This is a genomic window from Granulicella sp. WH15 (assembly GCF_009914315.1).
Classification (GTDB): Bacteria; Acidobacteriota; Terriglobia; order Terriglobales; family Acidobacteriaceae; genus Edaphobacter.
The window spans coordinates 315,236-333,090 of the sequence record NZ_CP042596.1; the positions used below are offsets into that span (position 1 = coordinate 315,236).

A 17,855-nucleotide genomic window follows, 5' to 3' on the forward strand; every position below is an offset into this window, starting at 1 on the left:
CATACCGCACCGAGAACGGTACGAAGTACCCTAGACGGCGCAGGAGCTTTGGTAGCTCAGGATGCGCTCTCTCCGCTGGCTGAAGCCCCAGGTCAGTGTCTCGAGAACCTGCTTGCGGCGCTGCTGCAACTGATAAAACGCCCGGCTGCGCAACGACATCGTCATATTGAACTTCGTAAGCTCGGGATACCTGCTGAGCGCAGCCTTGTACGGCTCGACCGCCGCGCTGGTCCACGGGGCGAAGCTCCCATGCCACGGCTTCGGGCTGGACATGAAGTGCGTGATCCGCGGCTGAATCCGCCCTTCGACGCGCGAGTTCCGCATGAAGATAGGGAAGTTCCACGCCAGCGACATGGGCAGACGGCGGCTTCCCGCAACGACGTTCAGCGAGTCCTGATCGGGAAAGCGCGGCTTGCCGTGCTGGCGGAAGTGGTTCCACGAGTCCGCGCCCATGCTCTCCCAGCCGTCGCGATTGATGCGAAGAACGCCGCTGTTGAAGTAGGAGAACCCCTGCTCGGGCGTGAGGCCGATGGAGGCGAGATGCGCGTTGAGGTCCTTGCTCATCGGCCCGTTATCCGCGAGCAGAAAGGTCATGGGATCGTTCGCGGCCATAAAGTGACCGGCTGGAACCTCCGCGTCGATCAGCGGATCGAGCGAGCCGCCGATCTGCGTGTCGCCGTCGATATAGAGGTACTGGCTGTACTCGGCGGGGGCGAAGTCGTTGAGGAAGAGCCGCGCCAGCATGATGGACTCGCCCTCGAGCAACGCGCTGCTGACCGGGATGAGGCGTACGCCCTCGCGGTCGCAGGCGGGTGCGAAAGCGGCCTCGGCCTCGGCCGTCATGTCGAAGCAGAAGATGACGACGTCGGCTTTGCCGGGCGAGGAAAACTGTCGCGCCTGCACGGCGCTGACGAAGGTGGGAAAGAGGTACGTGCTGTCGGTCGTGTACGCGATGCAGCAGGCGGGCGTCTGCGTTCTCATAGCATCTCCAGTGCCGTGGTGCGGCGTGTGCGGCGGAGGATCTCGGAGACCTTGCCGAGGACCATGGCCTCGAGTCCGGCGGGAGAGCCTGACAGGAGCCACAGCCCAGTCAGAGCGCCGCAGTAGGTTATCGCTCCCAGAATCACAGTGAACAGCGTTCCCACCGCCAGCGGGCCGGTGGCGGCGGACGTGGCGAACGCCGGTAGCGCGAACGAGACGACGACGGCCATCGCAATGGCGCTCAGGATGCTGCGCCAGGGGCCGATGAGCTGCTCGCGGATGGAGAGGCCGACCAGGCGGCGCACGACGATCATGCAGAACCAGACGGTGGCGGTCTCGGAGATGCAGCGCGCGATGACGACGCCCGTGAAGCCGAAGCGGATGGCTCCAAGGATGACGAGCGGCAGCTTGACGGCCAGCTCGAAGGCATTGCGCTTCAGGAAGATCTGGGTGCGTCCGAAGGCCATGACCAGCGGGCCGAGCGGGATGGCGAAGAGCGTGGGGATGAGGCTGATGGCCAGCCAGCGCAGCAGCGGCGCGGAGGCCATCCAGCGTTCGCCGAAGAGCAGGCGCACGGCCGGATGAGCGATCAGCGCCTCTCCGACAAGGATGGGCAGGCCCAGCGTGACCATCGCGATGGCGCTGGTCTGATAGCTGTTGGCCAGGCGCTCGGGCTCGCCGCGCAGCAGCGAGAACGCGGAGAGCAACGGGCGCAGGATGGGATTGAACAACGCCAGCACCGGGATGTTGGCGGTGTCGTTCGCCGTGGTGAACAAACCCAGCTCCGACTTCGAGGTGAGCTTGCCGAGGAGCAGGCGGTCGGCCTGCCAGTTGATGGCGCTGACGACCTGCGCCGCCGTGATCCAGCCGAGGAAGCCGGAGAAGGTGGGCAGCTCCTTCAGGCTGAGCCGGGGCCGGTAGGGCGCGAGGACGTAGGAGGTAAGCGTACCCGCGACGGGCGCGATGACGGTGCCCGCGGCGATAGCCCAGTAGCTCTTCGCCGTGAGTGCGAGCGTGACCGCGATGATGAAGGCCGCGGCCTTGCCCAGGAACTCCATGGTGAAGTCGGGGGAGAAGTTGAGCTTCTTCGAGAACTCGGCCAGCCGCGGGCTGACCAGTCCGCGCGCCGCCGGAGCCAGACTGAGCGCGCAGATCAGCGGCATCAGCCGCTTGTCGGAGTAGAAGTGCGCGAAGGGCCACGCGATGCTGCACACGATGGTGGTGAGCGCGAGCCCGCGCAGCAGGCTGAGCGTGAACGCCGTGTCGAAGTGCGCGTCTTCGATGGTGGTGAGCCGCACCAGAGCCTGACTGACCGGCAGCTCAAGCGCCGCCTCCACGATGTAGATGACGGTCATCGCGATGGCGACAAGGCCGAAGTCCCTGGGCGTCAGGATGTGGGCCAGCACGAGCATCGAAGCCAGGTCGATGATCCTGGAGATGAGGCGCGCGGCGACCATCCACGTCCCGCCGATAGCTGTCTGGCGACCTACCACGTTGGCGACTCTCCCTGCTGCTTGCTGCTGGTGATGGCTTTGTTGTTCCATGAGGCTTTGGTTACCGTGCTGCGCTGGCGTGCGGAGCCAGCAGCCCGATACACCGTAGCGTACTCCTCCAACAGCCGCTGCACGTTGAAAATTTCAGAGCCTTGCAGCGATGCCGCGCGGAGCCGAGTGCGAGCCTTGTCGTCGGTGATGAGAATCTGCAGCTCGGTGGCCAGCTCGGCCGGGCTTCCGGGAGAAACGAGCCGACCGGCGCGGCCGAACTCCAGCATCTCCGGCGTGCCGCCGACCGAGGTGGCAACGATGGCGCAACCCGCCCCACGCGCTTCACCGATGACGAGGCTGCACGGATCGGCATAGGACGCGAGGACGAAGATATCCGCCTGCTTGAGCAGAGGGCCGGGCGCGGGAACGAAGCCCAGAAAGATGACGCGCTGGGCGATGCCGAGCGACTTGGCCAGAGCCTCCAGCGCCTCACGGTCGGGACCTTCCCCGGCGATGTAGAGCTTCCACTCGGGCTGGCTGGGGAAGACCTCCGCACACGCGGTGATGAGGTCGAAGACTCCCTTGCGCCGATGCAGCCCGTTGGCTGCGACAATGCATGGCGACTCGATGACGGGGTAGTTATCCTTCATGTGGGTCTCGCGCATGAACTCCTCGCGCGGAGAATTGAAGGGCGCGTTCATCACGGAGACGAGTTGCTCCTCGCTGTATCCCTGCGTCAACAGCGAGGCCTCTTCGGCGCGGCTAACGGCCACTACCTTGCGTCCCAGCCGCATCAGCCGCGAGTGCGGATCGAAGGAGTTATGCACCGTCGTGACGAGGGGAACGCCCGAGAGCTTCGAGGCGGCGTAGCCGATCAGCGCGCTGCTCATCATGTGCGCGTGCAGCACGTCGGGCCTGCGACGGCGGGCGAAGCCGGCCAGCTTCCATGCGCTGCGCAGAAGCGAGAGCGGCTTGTTCTGTTCTTGTTCGAGTTTGAGATGACGCACGCCGTACTGCGCCAGCAGCGGCTCAAAGGTGCCGCCGTTGCTGACGAAGGTGACGTCGTCTCCGGCGCGAGCCTGCACGCAGGCCAGGTCGACGGCGACATGCACATTGCCGTTGCCGTAGCCGCAGTGCTTCACGATATGCACGACGCTCATGGGCGCGTGCGGAGTGGATTCAGGTGTCGGCATCAGTAGGCCCCCTCGGAGAGAAGTACGGTCTTCAACGTGCGGAAGAGAATGTAGATATCCATGGAGAGCGACCAGTTGCTGACGTAGTAGTCGTCGATGCGGGTACGCAGCTCGTAGGTCGTGTTGTTGCGGCCGCTGATCTGCCAGAGGCCGGTGACGCCCGGGGTCACACGCTGGTACTGGCCGTAGATGCGGCCGTACTTCTGCACCTCGGACTGCACGATGGGGCGTGGACCAACCAGGCTCATGGTGCCGCAGATCACGTTCCAGAGCTGCGGCAGCTCATCGAGGCTGGTCTTGCGCAGGATGCGTCCGATCCAGGTGACGCGCGGGTCCTTCTTCAGCTTGTGATCGCGCTCCCACTCCTCGCGCAGCGCGGGGTCGCGCTCCAGGTGCGATGCGAGAACGGCATCGGCGTCGACGACCATGGAACGGAACTTCCATACGTTGAAGACCTCGTTCCCGCGGCCGATCCGCTTCTGCGCGTAGAAGATGGGGCCGGTGGAGCTGACCATCACCGCGAAGCAGAGCGCCAGCAGAACCGGCGAGAGCAGGATGCCGACGGTGAGCGAGATCAGTAGGTCGAAGCTGCGCTTCATCAGCCGTGGAAAGAGCAGCGTGAGCTTCTGATCGAGCTTGAGCGCGAGCACGCCGCAGATGTCTTTGGTGGAGACCGAGAGGCTGCGCATCCCGAAGAGGTCGGGGATGATGAGCACGTTGCGATAGTGCTCGGCGTACTCGTTGAAGATCTCCTTGATGCGCTCCGCGCCGGTGTTGGGCATGGCCAGCACCGCGTAGCAGTCGCGATACTGCTTGGCCACGACCTTCGCATCGGAGAGGCTGCCGAAGAAGACCGGCGAGGACTCAAAGGAGTGATTCGAGTCGTAGGTGCTCTCGTCGATCAGCATGGCGACGGGCCGCAGTCCCACGCGGCAGTGTCCGCGCAGCAGGCCCAGCATCATCAGGCCCGCATCCTTCTCGCCGATGATGACCGTGGGGATGCCCCACCAGGGCTGGCAGGCGCACCAGCCGCGCATAAACCGGCGGGAGAGCGGCACCAGGACGATCGTCAGCAGCCACGCGAGCACGAAGACGATGCGTGAGGAGAGGATGCCTTCGCGCAGGAAGAAGGTCATGCTGATGAGCAGCAGGAAGCTGATGGTGGAAGAGCGCAGGATGAGGCCGAACTCTTCGATGGGGCTGGTCCCGATCCCGGGATAGAGGCCGGAGAAGGAGAAGACGAGCAGGAAGATCAGCACGCAGGGAGCGAAGTCGAAGTAATCGCTGATGGCGAACTGCGCATGGAAGAGGTAGCGCGTGATGACGGCGACGACGCCCGCGCCGGCGATGCCGACGACGTCGGCCAGGAGGATGGAGCCGTGAGTCATCCAACGGCTGAAGGCGGCACTCGTCGTGCGAGTCGACGCAACAGGAACAAGGACAGTTGTACTAGCCATGTACGGAACTCCGGGAGAGAAAGTGGAAAGCTGATCGGTATTGCGACGTGCCGGCAATTTGGTGTGGAGTTTGCCTTATGAAGAAGGTGAAAGATCTTGGAGGGGGCTGCTTCTAGATCGGGTCATAGAGCGATCCTCCCCGGAAAGGGAATAGAAAGCCGCGAATCATCCGCGACTGCCGCACTCAGTACATCGAGCGTCTTGCGTGCGGCGGAGTCCCAAGTGAACTGCGCTGCGCGCTGCATCGCCGGGATAAAACTTGTGGGGTTGAATCGGTCGTCAGCCGGTGCAGCATCTTCTGCGCAAGCTCGCGGCTGTCGAGCGGGTTCACATAGTCGACGACGTCGCCGCCGACCTCGGGAAGCGACGAGGTGTTCGAGGTGATGCAGCGAACACCGCAGGCCATCGCCTCGAGCAGCGGCAGCCCGAAGCCCTCTTCAAGCGACGGGAAGACGAAGAGCGATGCGCCCGAGTAGAGTCCGGCAAGATGCTCCTCGGGCACGTAGCCGGTGAAGAGCACGCGCGACATCGGTACATCTACCTGCTGTTTGCCGTAGACCGACTGATCTACCGACGGCCCGGCTAGTACGAGCCATACATCCGCGGGTAGCCACTGCTGCACCATCGACCAGGCCTTCAGGATGCCGCTGAGGTTCTTGCGGCTCTCCTGCGAAGAGAGGCTCAGTACGTAGCGGCGCGTGGGCAGCTTCAGCGCGATCCGTGCCTCGTTGACCTGTGTATCGCTGGCGCGGTCGATCATCTGCGAGCCGTTATGCACCACGGTGATGGTCTCGGGATCGCGTCCCAGCAGCTTGACCAGGCGCGACTTTGTGAACTCCGAGACTGCGATGAGACGCAGCGCACGCGCGGCCAGACGGGGCATGGCGAATGCGTACCACTTCGCATACGCGGGGCTGTACCACTCGGGATGCTCGAGCGGAAAAAGATCATGAAAGGTTACAACCTGCCGACCGTAAGCCAGCGGGCCGGAGCCGCATGGGGACCAGAGAACACGGTCGCCTGCGACCCACGGCAGCATGGTCTGCTCCCACAGGTGGCCGACCGCGCCCTTGGCGGAGCGTGGGCTGCTGATCTCGACGTTGCTGCCGAGCCGCGAGACGATCTCGTGCGCGTAGCGCTGCACGCCGGTGATGCGATGCACGCGGTAGCGGCCGTTCACGACCAGAGCGGGCTCGTGCGTGATGAACTGTGAGCTGTCAGGCGTCATAAGCCATATCTCCTTTGATTGGCCTGATGGTGCTTGGCCGGACCGGGCGCATGAGCAGCGGTTGTGTACTCGGCCGCGTCATACGGGTGGGTCTTTGCCACTGCGGTTGCGGACGTGTCGTCCGGATCGCGTTGTTGATTGCCCTGCGCCGCGATGTGCGCAGAGGCACGGGCCGCGCTGCCGAGGCTACGCCGAAGAGAGCCCAGAGGATGGGCTGAACCGGCTCCGAGCCGGCCACGCCAAGCCCCAGGATCATGATGGTGAGGGCGAAGAGCGACTGCTCGAAGAGGTCGTTTCTTTCGGACGCGCGTCCCTTCTGGAGCAGCGGCGCGAAGAGCGAGAGGAAGAAGCCGGTGAAGAGAATGAAGCCCGGCACGCCGACGGTGCCCAGCAGCATGTACGTCAGGCCCGAGGCGCGGATGCTGCCCCAGCCCGCGCCCATGTAGAAGGTCTTCTCCATCGTTTCAAGTGCGGCTACGTGTGTCTCGGTGCGTTCGCGGTACGAGACGCTGTTCTTCTTCTCGAGCAGCACGGAGTTGATGACCTTGTTGACCATGGCCCCGGCGTTGGTCGTAACAAAAAGGCCCACCGTGCCGCCAGCCAGCGTTACCACGAGCAACAGCTTTGCAAGCGAGATGCCGCCCTGCCCGAAGAGATAACGCACCGTCAGCGCGCCGCCGGCGGCGAGGATGAAGGCGAGAGATGCATAGCCGAGGCTGGACTGGGTCAACAGCAGCGCGCCCAGCATCAGCGTGAAGTAAAAGAGCGCACTCGCCCGCAGAGGCCGCGTGACCAGACGCCAGCCCATCAGCCCGATGCCGACCGTGAGGAAGGTCGCCATCTCCGAAGCCTCGGGGAAGGTGGAGTTCAGCCGCCACAGGCCGTTGATCTGGTAGGCGTGATAGATGACGTGACTGGGGTTGGAGTAGAGCACAATATCCGGGTAGGGGATGTGAGCGATTCCGTTTGCCAGTTGATACACGGCGAAGAAGGAGGCCGTGATGCAGCCGCGCACATACCAGGTGACGGCCAGGTCCAGCTCCTCCCGCGTGCTGGTGACGGCCAGCATGTAGATGACTCCGGCGGCCAGCAGATAGCAGATCTGAGCGAAGTTGAACTTGCTCCACGCGAGCGGCATCGGCGCGCTGTCGTGCATCACGGGTGCGCCGTGAAAGATGAACGGGTGCAGCATCCCGGTCCACACGGTGTAGACGATGAAGCAGACCATCAGGTGCAGCGAGAGCCGGTTGATGCCGGGCGTGATGCTCAGCGGCTTGAAGCCGCGCAGCAGCTTGACCGCACCGCACATCATCAGCGCGAAGAGCCACGTCGGCACGCCGAGCGTTCCAATGTTGATGGCCGATGCGGCCTCGAAGATCGACGTGAAGAGAACGATCGCAAGGATGTTGCCCTTGGTATAGCGCCAGAGCACCATGACAAGGAGGATCAGCGGGATTGTACTTGCAGTCGGCATTCGATCCTCCTTTCCGGTGTGCGTTGCGTGAGGCGCTGTAGTGGTTTAGGCGACGTTCTCGACCGTGCCCTCGAGGTAGCCGCGATAGGCCTTGTAAGAGCCGTAGTTGGAGCTCATGTTGTGGTGTACGCGGTTGAGAACCACGCCCAGCGTGCAGGCGCGCAGGCGGCGCAGCGTGGCCAGCACGCCCTGTACATCGCGCTGGTTGGTCTGTCCCGCGTGGCTTACGACGAGCACGCCATCGGCCGCGCAGGCCAGTTGAATGGTCTCGGCGAAGCAGAGCATGGGCGGGGCGTCGATGAAGATCATCTCGTAGTCCCTGCGCGCAAACCGCAGGATCTCTTCGACCTTCTTGCCCACCTGGTTGTAGAGCTGCGGGTCGGAGCTGCCCGCGGTGACGACGTGCAGGTTGTCGTAGCCGTCCACATTCTGGCGGATGGCGCTGAGCGGCTCCTTCGTTGCAATCGCGTCGGAGAGACCCTTCTTGCGCCGGTCCAGCCCGAAGTGGCGCTGCTGCGAGGGACGCCGCAGATCGGCGTCGATCAGCAGAGTGCGATGGCCGTGCCGCGCAAAGGCCGCAGCCATGTGCGCCACGCAGGAGGACTTGCCCTCACCGGGTGCCGCGCTGGTGACGAGAATCGAGTGCAGCGGCTTCTCGCGCGGGTCGATGAGGATTGAGGTCAGCAACGTGTCGATGGACTCGTCGTAGAACTCGGTGGAGTTGAACCAGTCGGTCTGCGACTTGCGGAAGGGCAGGCTCGAGACCAGTGCCAGCTCGGAGCGCGATGTGATGGGACCGAAGGTATGTACATGCGGCAGCACGCCGATGATCTCGGTGCCGAGTGCGCGCCGTGCCTGGTCGGGATCGCGCAGGCTCTTATCGAACATATCGGAGACGATCACCACGATGAGCGAGACGACTGACGAGAAGAGGAAGCCGAGGAAGATGAAGACCATCTTGTTCGGGAAGACCGGGTGAATCTGCGGGCGGGCCTCGTCGGCGATGCGGCTGGCGCTGCCCTGGAAGCTGCCGTTCATGCCCGCTTCTTTCACCTTGCGGAAGAGCTCGTTGTAGAGAGTCTTGTTGGCTTCGGCCTCGTTCTTCAACTGCTGGTAGTCGATGGTGTTGCTGTTGACCGCATCGGACTCGCTCTTGGCCCGCGTCAGCTCGGCGAGCAGCATGGACTCGCGGCTCTTGGCTTCTTCGTAGTCCACCTGCATCCGCTTGGCGATGCTGGTTTTGGTGTCGTTGTACTCACGCGTGGCTTCGGCGAGCTCGTTGGCGGCGCGCTTGTACTCGATGTAGTTCGGCCCGTAGATGGCCTTGATCGTCTCCATCTTCTGCTGCGCGACGTGCATGGTATCGGTCAGCTTGGCGAGATCGGCAGCCTGCGTCGAGACCTCAATGGCGGCGGCCTGGGAGCCGGACTCGAGCGCGCGGTAGGAAGCCTCCTTGCGGATGCGATCGTTGGCCGCGTCAGTGTACTGCGTGTTCAGTTGCAGCAGGCGAGAGGCCAACATGCTGGTCTTCTCATCGGGGTTGATGATACCCAGCCGCCGCTGATACGCCTCCAGCGCAATCGCGGAGTTATCCATGTTCTTCTTCAGCTCGGCGATCTGCTTTTCCATGAAGGCCGTCTGCTCGACCGAGGAGTGCGCGCGCGTCTCCATGCCATGCGAGATGTACGAGTGCGCCACAGCATTGGCGACATCGGCTGCGAGCCGCGGGTCGGGCGAGCGATAGCTGATGTCGATCAGGAAGGTGTTCGGCGGATGCACCACGCTCATCTTGCTCAGCGAGATCGACGCGTCGGCGGGCGTCATGCCTGCGGGCATCTTCTTCGTCGGCGTGTTGCTGACCAGGTGGAAGCGTTCGGCCACCGGCCTCAGCACGGCGTCGGACTGGATGAGCTGCAGCTCGGTGTTGAAGACCTGCTCCGCATCGCTGGCGCTGCCGGCCACGGTGGGCTCGCCGAGTACGGAGGCGGGCGTCTTCATATCGATGGCGACACGCGCCGTCGACTCGAAGACCGGTGTCATGGTGTACGCGGCGACTCCGGCCAGCGTGGTGCAGACGGTCACAGCGATGGCGATCTTCCACGCATGTCGGCGCAGCAGCCACGCGTAGTGACCGATCGAGAGCACCTGCTCCGGCGCTTCGACTTCAAGCGGCGAGGGCAACTGATCGAGAGGCTCGGGAAGGTAGAGGCGCTCTCGAAGCCGCTGCGAGGGAGTCAGTGCGTTATTGGCGAACGAAGGACGAGATTCCATGTTATGTACCTCAGGCGAACGGGTAATGCGGCGCCTGTATGGGGCCGGGGAAGCAACCTTAGACTGTGATGAAAGCCATGATCGGGCTAGCGGTAGATGAGTAATCCACTGCCCGCGCTTTGGCCGAAACCTGCTAGCTGACTGAGTACCTTGCTGGTCAAGCGTTTTCCGTTACTGGTCGGGATGTAGAGAATGTCATCGGCCAGAAGAGGTACATCAGGCGCTTTGCGGCTCATGATCCGGCTGAGCGGCACCTTGATCTCCTCACGGTTGTCACTGTTGTCGTGGCGGCGATAGATGTAGGCTTCACTGGCACTGAAGGTGTCCAGCCCTTCACCGAGAGCAATCGCTTTCACTACGGTCGTTACTTCGTCGCCCTGCATGGGGTACATGCCGGGACGCCGTACGTCCCCGGTCACAAACACCTTGCTGGCTTCTGCGATGCGAATCTCTTCACCGCCGTGCAGCTCCAGGTTGAGCTGGGGCTGGTTGCCGCTAAGCAGTGCCTTCATCGCGATGGTCTGCACGTTGTTCTGCACCTTGCCGTCCACGGGCTCGGCCTTGGTGGTGACGACCACGTTGCCGCCCGCGGTCGGGCTGACGCCGCCGGCTTTGGCGATGGCGTCCAGCAGAGTGGTCCGGCCCGTGGCCTGGAACGTCAGCGGGCTTTTGACTGCGCCGCTGACGCTGACGGGGCGGCTTCTATACTCCAGCACCGAGATGTTCACGGTCGGTTCGGCCATGATGTTCTCGTGCGTGAGCGTGTCCTGGAGAACCTTGGTCAGTTGCGAGGGAGTCAGACCGGCCACCATCAGCTTCTGGTGAATCAGCGGGAGGGAGAGGCTGCCGTCGGAGCCGACGCGGAAGCTGCGGCTCAGTTCGGGGCAGTACGAGACCATGATCTCGAGCAGGTCGTCCGGGCCCAGCGTCTCGGACGGCAGAATGGCCATACTGGGCGTTCCTGTCCGGGCTGGAAGGTCGAAGGATGCATTGAGCGCCTGGGAGTACAGGCTGGAGGCTGACAGGAAAAGACCCATCGTCACGGCGCATTGCAGGACGGCTCGTTGGGGGATTCTCGTTGTTCGGTAGAACTCGCGATAGACCATGTCGGGTTACCTGGGAGAGCGAATATTGGGTTAAGGTTCTTTCGTGATCCTGTTGGCAACAGAACTTCTCATTGGACAAAAATGGGAAGTTCTGTCCCAGTAGGAATTACCCACAAGGGAGCATTTGGGGGACCATCGCATAAATCTTTTATTTTGTGTTCGATGTGGATGAATGATCCTGGCCCATGTGCAAGAAAATGCACATAAGTGCGCCCCGAGTTCGGTCAGGCCTGTTTGCGCAGATTTTGTTGGGGACTGGAACGGCCGCCGCCGAGCACCCCGGATGGGGAGGAAGGGCTACAACTTATGGGGGATAAAGTCTTTTATAAGTTCAAGATGCGCGTCGGGGCAATGGTCCCCGTCAGCAGGTCTTTCCACGCCATCAGGTTGCCGCGGAGCCGCCCGCGCCGGTCGACGTAGGGCTCAGGTGCAAAGCTGCGCACTACGTTCTTCAGCGAGCGGCTCATCATGCTGGCGATGGCGTAGCTCCACGGAACCGAGCGTTTCCGGGCGAGATAGACCGGGTTGGCTACCTGGGAGTAGCCCAGCCGCAGGCCCGACTGCCGCCCGGACTTGGAGCCCAGGTGGACCCCGCAGGCCGTCGGCAGCAGCACCACGGCTCCGTACGCCGCAAGCTGCCGCGAAAAGTCCACATCCTCATACCAGCCGTACAGCGGCAACTGCACATCGAAGCGCAGTTGATGCTCCCGTATGGGCTGCATCCGCAGGCACATATTGCATCCATAGGCATTGAAAACGGGTGTGGTCTCGGAGTTCCCAGCCTCTTCCGGCGCGTGCGCGGAGATGACGGCCTTTGCCTCCTCAAGGCTCAGCCCCGGACCATTAATACCGTCCGCCAGCACGCGCCCCGTGGCTACCACCACCTCCGGCCGCGATAGGAAAAGGTTTGCCATTTTGTGGATGTATTCGCGCTCCAGGTAGAAATCGTCGTCGAGAAACAGGACGACGTCCTCCTGATGCAGCGCGGCCAGAATGGCATTGCGCTGGTTGGTCAGGCCCAGCGGGCCTTGCACGAAGTCAACCTGCGGAAACCGCTCGGGAGCGTCTCCGATATCGCCCGGCTCGGCGTAGGAGATCACGATCCGGTCCGGCTGCCGGCTCTGCTGCTCCAGGTCGGCGATGGTCTCGGCCAGAACCCGCGGCCGACCGCGCGTGGCGATTCCCACGGCAAGGCTCAGGCGTCTCGAGATTGGATCGGGGGGCGACATTGCCATCTGAGGTTGAAATCTTCGGGGTTCGGTCTCCGTAACCATACCGCAAGCGGAGCCGTTATGGGGAGTTTACCCTCTGACCGGCATCCTGCTGCCCACTCCTTTTTAATGTATTTCCTGAGAATCCTTCATGGCCGAGGGAAGCTTTCCGGGTAAAAGTAGCAAATAGTTGCACATTGAACCCTGTTTCAGAGGTGATCGGCCCTAAAAGCAGCTCGTTTTCGGTTTGGTGGAGTACGTGCTATGTAGATTGCGCAAAAGCTTGCTTCGATATTTTTTCTCCTTGCTCGACTAAGGCGTCGGATCTATCGAAGTGCCCGGCCTTCTCTAGCTGCACGGGCCTGCTGCGACTGTAGAGGACATCGTATGACCCACATGGCGTCAACTATTCTGGCCGTTCGATCCGCTCTCGCGGTGGTCGCGAGGCACATTCCGACCACCATCTTCACCTTTATGATCGTCGGCGCGATTCTCTATTGCGTCCATGTCCGGAAGAGGAATGAGAACCTGTCGCTGGCAGGCTTCTTCCGCTTCTGCTTCCCCGTGGAGCACTGGTTTACCAGCTCCACGCGGGTAGATGTCGTCATCTACCTCATCTCGAAGGTGACGCAGAAGGTCGTGACCCTGGGCTGCCAGTTGGGTATGACCCTGCTGGTCTCCTGGATAGTGCTTGGGTTCAAAAATCACTTCCACCTGACGGCTCCGTTCCACGAGAGCTTCCTCGCGCTCGCCATTATTGTCGTGTTGGTCTTCCTGCTGACCGACTTCGCGGAGTTCCTGAGCCACTACGTCCAGCACCGGATTCCCATGCTGTGGGAGTTTCACAAGGTCCATCACTCCGCCACTTTTCTGACGCCTTTTACCACCACGCGGTTCCATCCCATCGGCAACCTGATCGACGGCATCTTCATGTCGACCTTCATCATCCCCGCCGTAGTCGTAGCGGAACTTTGCTTCAACCTGAGCCTGGTCCGGATCGTGGAGCTCAACGCGATGGTCGAGCTTTTTTTCACCTTTACCCTTCTGCGCCAGTTGCAGCACTCGCACTTCCGGATCAGCTTTGGTCCTCTGGATAGAATCTTCATCAGCCCGCTCATGCATCATGTCCACCACAGCGCCAAGCACGAGCACTGGGACAAGAACTTCGGCTCCCGGCTCTCTGTCTGGGATTGGCTCTTCGGCAGCGCCTTCCTGCTTCCCAAGTCCGAGCCCGTACGCTTTGGGCTGGGTACGATAGAAGACGAACGGGGCGACTACTCGACGGTCAAAGCCTGCTATGTGCGCCCGATGACCGGCTTCTACCAACTGCTGAAGGCCGAGATTCTGCACAGCATCGCGGAGGACCGGCCCGAGCTGGCCAAGCGGATCGAAGCCGAGCAGCACGAGCCTGCGCTTTCTCGCGCCAGCTAAATCGTTGCAGCGACTGCCGATAGCCCGCGCTCGCTGTGTCGAATAGTCTCAAGGCAGAGGACGAGAGTATCATTTGTGGACCGGGTTACGTCTAACCCGTGATTGCGAACGCGTGTCCCGGAGATTTCCTGTTTATGCCCAAGAGCTCGAAGATCCTGCTGCTGGTTGTCTCGGTTGTACTGGTGTTGACCGTATTTGTAGGAGCCAGGGCGACCGGCGTCAACGCGGCCAGCGAACCGCAGGAGGGCGCTTACCGGCAGATCAACGTCTATAGCGAGGTGCTGCACCACATCCAGTCGGACTACGTGGTGGAGCCGGACATCAACGCCGTGACCAACGGCGCGCTGCGCGGGCTGCTCGAGTCGCTGGACGCGGATTCCAGCTATATGTCTCCCGACGACTATAAGGTGTACAAGGCCGCCAAGGCGGGCAAGGCGCAGGTGGGCATCAATGTCTCCAAGCGCTTCGGCTACGCCACGGTGGTCTCGGTGGTGCCGAACTCTCCGGCCGCCAAGCAGAACCTCAGCGACGGCGACATTATTGAGGCGATCGGATCGCTGGACACGCGCGACCTGTCGCTGGCGACGATCCAGATGCTGCTCGAAGGCCAGCCCGGCACGGAGCTGACGATCTCGGTGGTGCGCCCGCGCAAGGCCACGCCGGACAAGGTGACGATGACCCGCACCATCGTGGCGCTGCCGCCGGTGGCGGATTCGATGTACGAGAACGCCTCGATCCTCTACCTGAAGCCCGGCGTGCTCGACCACGACCATGTGACCCAGGTCGAGGTCAAGCTCAAGTCGATGTCGAAGTTTGGGAATAAGAAGGTGCTGCTGGACCTGCGCGACGTAGCCGCTGGTGACATGGGCGAGGCGACGCGGCTGGCGAACTTCTTCCTCAAGTCGGGCACGATTGCGACCCTCGAGGGCCAGAAGGTCGAGAAGGTCGTCTACACCGCCGACGCCGCCAAGGCCATCGCTCCCACCGCGCCGATGGTGGTGCTGGTGAACCGCGGCACGGCCGGCCCGGGCGAGCTGGTGGCCGGAGCGTTGCTCGACGACAAGCGCGCGGACCTGGTGGGCGAGAAGACCTTCGGCGAGGGCGCGCAGCAGAAGACCTTCGAGCTGCCCGACGGAGCGGCGCTGATCCTCTCGGTGGCCAAGTACGAGTCGCCCTCGGGCAAGAAGCTGCAGGACGACGGCGTGACCCCGGGAACACTGGTAGCCGGGCCGATTCCGGACATCGATGACAACGACGATGACGACGACGCTCCTGTCCAGCCGCCGACGACCCCCGGCGCTCCGACCACGCCGACGGTGAAGCCCACGGTGGTTCCTGCGGTCAAGACCTCCATCCAGGTTGACGATCAGCTTACCAAGGCGCTGGACATGCTGAAGACCAAAGCCGCCTAAAGGGAACTCTTTTCCAAAAGGTGATAGACGTCCTGCCGGACGAGCCTCCTGAGCGGCGGGCGGGCGTTTGCACGCCTTTTTACTGTTTCGCGTGGTCCTCCCGTTGGTCGGAAATAAAACATTATCTCCGCCAACCAACAGGTGGCCCCGGTACGATAGGGGCTGTGAAGAGTCTTTACACTGACGAGCTGCCGACAAAGCTCTCTGCCCAGCAGCGGTGGAAGCAGTTCCTCGACCGGGTAACTCTGCGCGGGCCGGACTTCTCCACCCGCAGGAAGGCCATTCGTTCAACCTTCATCACGCTGCTCGGTCTCTCCGCCGTCTTTGGAGCACTCTCCGGCCTCACGCTTATCTACTCCATCGACCTGCCGCAGATGGACGAGCTGGAGCGCTACCGTCCCAATACCACCACCGACCTGCTCGACATCCACGGCCGTCTGATCGGCTCGTTCGCCCAGGAGCGCCGCGTGGTGGTGCCGTACTCCGACCTGCCGGTCAATCTGCGCGAGGCCATCCTCTCCATCGAAGACAAGAGCTTCGAGTCGAACTGGGGCGTCAACCCGCTGCGCACGCTGGCGGCGGCCTACACCGATATCCAGTCCAAGGGCCGGGCGCAGGGCGCGTCCACCCTGACCATGCAGCTCACGCGCAACCTCTTCCTCTCTTCGCAGAAGACCTTCGGGCGCAAGTTGCAGGAGATCTTCCTCTCGCTCCAGATCGAGCGCCGCTTCACCAAGCAGCAGATATTTTCCCTCTATGCGAACCAGATCTACCTTGGCCACGGCACCTACGGGTTCGAGGCCGGGGCTGAGTTCTACTTTTCCAAGCACGTCAAAGACCTGACCCTGCCAGAGTGCGCGCTGCTGGCGGCGCTGCCCAAGGGGCCGGAGGCCTACTCGCCCATCAAGTACCCGGACCGCGCCCTGCGCCGCCGCAACCTGGTTCTGAGCGAGATGCTGGAAGACCACAAGATCACTCAGGCACAAGCCGATGCAGCCAGAGATGCCCCCTTGGGCCTGAACATCCAGACCCCTCCGAACAGCCTCGCACCCTATTTTGTGGAGGAGGTCCGGCGTCAGCTCGAGAAGGAGTACGGAGTCGAGGAGGTGCATGGCGCGGGGTTGAAGGTCTACACCACGCTCGACCTGGACCTGCAGCAGGTTGCCAACCATGCCGTGCTGAACGGGGTAGCGGCCTACGAGCGCCGTCACGGCTGGAAGGGGCGTCTCCAGAACGTGATCGACGCGGGCCTCGACCCGGTGGCCTACCAGCACCCGGACTGGACCCAGACCGTGGCCGCGGGCGACTACATCCACGCCATGGTGACGCAGATTGCGGTACGGCAGATGACGGTGCGCTTCGGTACTCAGACCGCCACCATCGCGGGCGACGATTGGGCCTGGGCTCAGCAGTACGACGGCCGCAAGCTGGTGCGCGTGGGCGACCTGGTGTACATCCGGATCGAGCATCTGGGCGACAAAGACGGCGTTGCCAAGGCCTCGCTGCAACAGGACTCCGGCGCGCAGGGCTCCATGATGGCCATCGACAACTCCAGCGGCGAGGTGATGGCGATGGTGGGCGGGCGCGACTACGCGCTCTCGCAGTTCAACCGCGCCACCCAGGCGCAGCGGCAGGTCGGCTCGTCGTTCAAGCCGTACGTGTACACGGCGGCCATCGAGGCGGGAGCCAAGCCGATGGACCCCATCGTAGACGCGCCGACGACCTTCTCCACGCCCAGCGGGCCGTACACGCCGCGCAACTACGAGCACAACTATGCGGGTTCGATGACGCTGGCCGACGCCTTTGCCCAGTCGCGCAACATCCCGGCGCTGCGGCTGGCGGACCGCGTGGGCATCCGCAAGGTGATCGAAGTGGCACATCGCTTCGGCATCACCAGCAAGATGCCCATGTTCCTGCCGGTAGCTATCGGCTCGGCGGATATCACTCTGGCCGAACAGGTGGGGGCCTACACGGTCTTTCCCAACGACGGGCTGCGCATCGCGCCGCACTACATCCGCAAGGTGACGCAGGCGGACGGCATTCCGCTGGACGAGAAGAAGCCCGAGGTGACGGAGGTGATCTCGGTGGAGACGGCCCGGTCGATGATGGTGCTGCTGAAGGCGGTGGTGCAGTACGGCACGGGCGCGGCGGCGTCTTCTCTGGGGCATCCCTTCGGCGGCAAGACGGGCACGACCAACGACTTTACCGACGCGTGGTTCATCGGGTTCTCGCCGTCGGTGACCTGCGGAACGTGGATCGGCTTCGACGACCGGACCTCTTTGGGCAAGGGTGAGCAGGGCGCGAAGGCGGCGCTGCCGATGTGGATGGAGTTCATGAAGGCCGCCATCGCGGATAGGCCGGACGAGTACTTCCCCAAGGACGGCGCTCCGAAGAAGGTTCTCGCCGTGCCGGTGACTCCGGCTGGGCAGGGGGACACGCCGAGCCTGAACGAGCAGGATGAGACCGCGCCGGGCGGGCAGGTGGTGGTGCCGACGGCTCCGACGGTGAATGGGGTTCCGACGGCTCCGACGGGAAGTAAGCCAGCGGTGGAGACGCCGGAGCGGACGGGTGTTGCGCATCCTCCTCCGGCGTAGAGGGTCTGGCAAA

12 protein-coding genes are annotated in these 17,855 nt (G+C 63.0%); 3 read left to right on the forward strand and 9 right to left on the reverse strand.

Features of this window, described 5'->3' with window-relative positions; all coding sequences use genetic code 11:
• Positions 1 to 30: 30 nt before the first annotated feature.
• From FTO74_RS01390 to FTO74_RS01430, 9 genes are all read right to left on the reverse strand, one after another.
• The gene (locus FTO74_RS01390) at positions 31 to 981 is read right to left on the reverse strand and encodes a glycosyltransferase (RefSeq protein ID WP_162536543.1); all 951 of its coding nucleotides are present in this window, start codon (positions 979 to 981) and stop codon (positions 31 to 33) included.
• The gene (locus tag FTO74_RS01395) at positions 978 to 2,525 is read right to left on the reverse strand and encodes a lipopolysaccharide biosynthesis protein (RefSeq protein ID WP_162536544.1); all 1,548 of its coding nucleotides are present in this window, start codon (positions 2,523 to 2,525) and stop codon (positions 978 to 980) included. The genes FTO74_RS01390 and FTO74_RS01395 overlap by 4 nt, the downstream gene beginning before the upstream one ends.
• Positions 2,468 to 3,658 (reverse strand): glycosyltransferase, encoded by a 1,191-nt coding sequence (locus tag FTO74_RS01400; protein ID WP_162536545.1) that lies wholly within the window; start codon positions 3,656 to 3,658, stop codon positions 2,468 to 2,470. The genes FTO74_RS01395 and FTO74_RS01400 overlap by 58 nt, the downstream gene beginning before the upstream one ends.
• On the reverse strand, positions 3,658 to 5,115 hold the full coding sequence (gene wbaP / locus FTO74_RS01405) for an undecaprenyl-phosphate galactose phosphotransferase WbaP (protein ID WP_162536546.1): 1,458 nt from the start codon (positions 5,113 to 5,115) through the stop codon (positions 3,658 to 3,660). The genes FTO74_RS01400 and wbaP overlap by 1 nt, the downstream gene beginning before the upstream one ends.
• Positions 5,116 to 5,299: 184 nt before the next feature.
• The gene (locus FTO74_RS01410) at positions 5,300 to 6,343 is read right to left on the reverse strand and encodes a glycosyltransferase family 1 protein (protein ID WP_162536547.1); all 1,044 of its coding nucleotides are present in this window, start codon (positions 6,341 to 6,343) and stop codon (positions 5,300 to 5,302) included.
• On the reverse strand, positions 6,333 to 7,817 hold the full coding sequence (locus FTO74_RS01415; protein WP_162536548.1) for a hypothetical protein: 1,485 nt from the start codon (positions 7,815 to 7,817) through the stop codon (positions 6,333 to 6,335). The genes FTO74_RS01410 and FTO74_RS01415 overlap by 11 nt, the downstream gene beginning before the upstream one ends.
• A 45-nt stretch (positions 7,818 to 7,862) precedes the next feature.
• Complete coding sequence (locus FTO74_RS01420; protein ID WP_162536549.1) at positions 7,863 to 10,088, reverse strand: polysaccharide biosynthesis tyrosine autokinase; 2,226 nt, start codon at positions 10,086 to 10,088, stop codon at positions 7,863 to 7,865.
• Positions 10,089 to 10,174: 86 nt separating this feature from the next.
• Entirely contained in the window at positions 10,175 to 11,038 is an 864-nt protein-coding gene (locus tag FTO74_RS01425) for an SLBB domain-containing protein (RefSeq protein ID WP_162536550.1), read from the reverse strand.
• Positions 11,039 to 11,517: 479 nt separating this feature from the next.
• Positions 11,518 to 12,429 (reverse strand): glycosyltransferase, encoded by a 912-nt coding sequence (locus FTO74_RS01430; RefSeq protein WP_162536551.1) that lies wholly within the window; start codon positions 12,427 to 12,429, stop codon positions 11,518 to 11,520.
• 372 nt (positions 12,430 to 12,801) lie between these two features.
• On the opposite strand from FTO74_RS01430, the gene FTO74_RS01435 reads away from it, so the two are divergent.
• The 3 genes from FTO74_RS01435 to FTO74_RS01445 all read left to right on the forward strand — a co-directional run bounded on the left by FTO74_RS01435 (position 12,802) and on the right by FTO74_RS01445 (position 17,842).
• Entirely contained in the window at positions 12,802 to 13,836 is a 1,035-nt protein-coding gene (locus FTO74_RS01435; RefSeq protein WP_162536552.1) for a sterol desaturase family protein, read from the forward strand.
• Positions 13,837 to 13,970: 134 nt separating this feature from the next.
• Positions 13,971 to 15,248, forward strand: a complete 1,278-nt coding sequence (locus FTO74_RS01440; protein WP_162536553.1) for a S41 family peptidase — start codon at positions 13,971 to 13,973, stop codon at positions 15,246 to 15,248.
• A gap of 164 nt (positions 15,249 to 15,412) precedes the next feature.
• Positions 15,413 to 17,842: a PBP1A family penicillin-binding protein gene (locus FTO74_RS01445; protein ID WP_162536554.1), complete on the forward strand. Its 2,430-nt coding sequence runs from the start codon at positions 15,413 to 15,415 to the stop codon at positions 17,840 to 17,842.
• The last annotated feature ends 13 nt before the right edge of the window (positions 17,843 to 17,855 follow it).

Bases quoted from the DNA above. Each gene is read 5' to 3' on its own strand.
- FTO74_RS01395 (WP_162536544.1), bottom strand. From the start codon at position 2,525: ATGGAACAACAAAGCCATCACCAGCAGCAAGCAGCAGGGAGAGTCGCC.
- FTO74_RS01435 (WP_162536552.1), top strand. From the start codon at position 12,802: ATGGCGTCAACTATTCTGGCCGTTCGATCCGCTCTCGCGGTGGTCGCG.
- FTO74_RS01440 (WP_162536553.1), top strand. From the start codon at position 13,971: ATGCCCAAGAGCTCGAAGATCCTGCTGCTGGTTGTCTCGGTTGTACTG.
- FTO74_RS01410 (WP_162536547.1), bottom strand. From the start codon at position 6,343: ATGACGCCTGACAGCTCACAGTTCATCACGCACGAGCCCGCTCTGGTC.
- FTO74_RS01400 (WP_162536545.1), bottom strand. From the start codon at position 3,658: ATGCCGACACCTGAATCCACTCCGCACGCGCCCATGAGCGTCGTGCAT.
- FTO74_RS01390 (WP_162536543.1), bottom strand. From the start codon at position 981: ATGAGAACGCAGACGCCCGCCTGCTGCATCGCGTACACGACCGACAGC.
- FTO74_RS01420 (WP_162536549.1), bottom strand. From the start codon at position 10,088: ATGGAATCTCGTCCTTCGTTCGCCAATAACGCACTGACTCCCTCGCAG.
- FTO74_RS01415 (WP_162536548.1), bottom strand. From the start codon at position 7,817: ATGCCGACTGCAAGTACAATCCCGCTGATCCTCCTTGTCATGGTGCTC.
- FTO74_RS01425 (WP_162536550.1), bottom strand. From the start codon at position 11,038: ATGGCCATTCTGCCGTCCGAGACGCTGGGCCCGGACGACCTGCTCGAG.
- wbaP (WP_162536546.1), bottom strand. From the start codon at position 5,115: ATGGCTAGTACAACTGTCCTTGTTCCTGTTGCGTCGACTCGCACGACG.
- FTO74_RS01430 (WP_162536551.1), bottom strand. From the start codon at position 12,429: ATGGCAATGTCGCCCCCCGATCCAATCTCGAGACGCCTGAGCCTTGCC.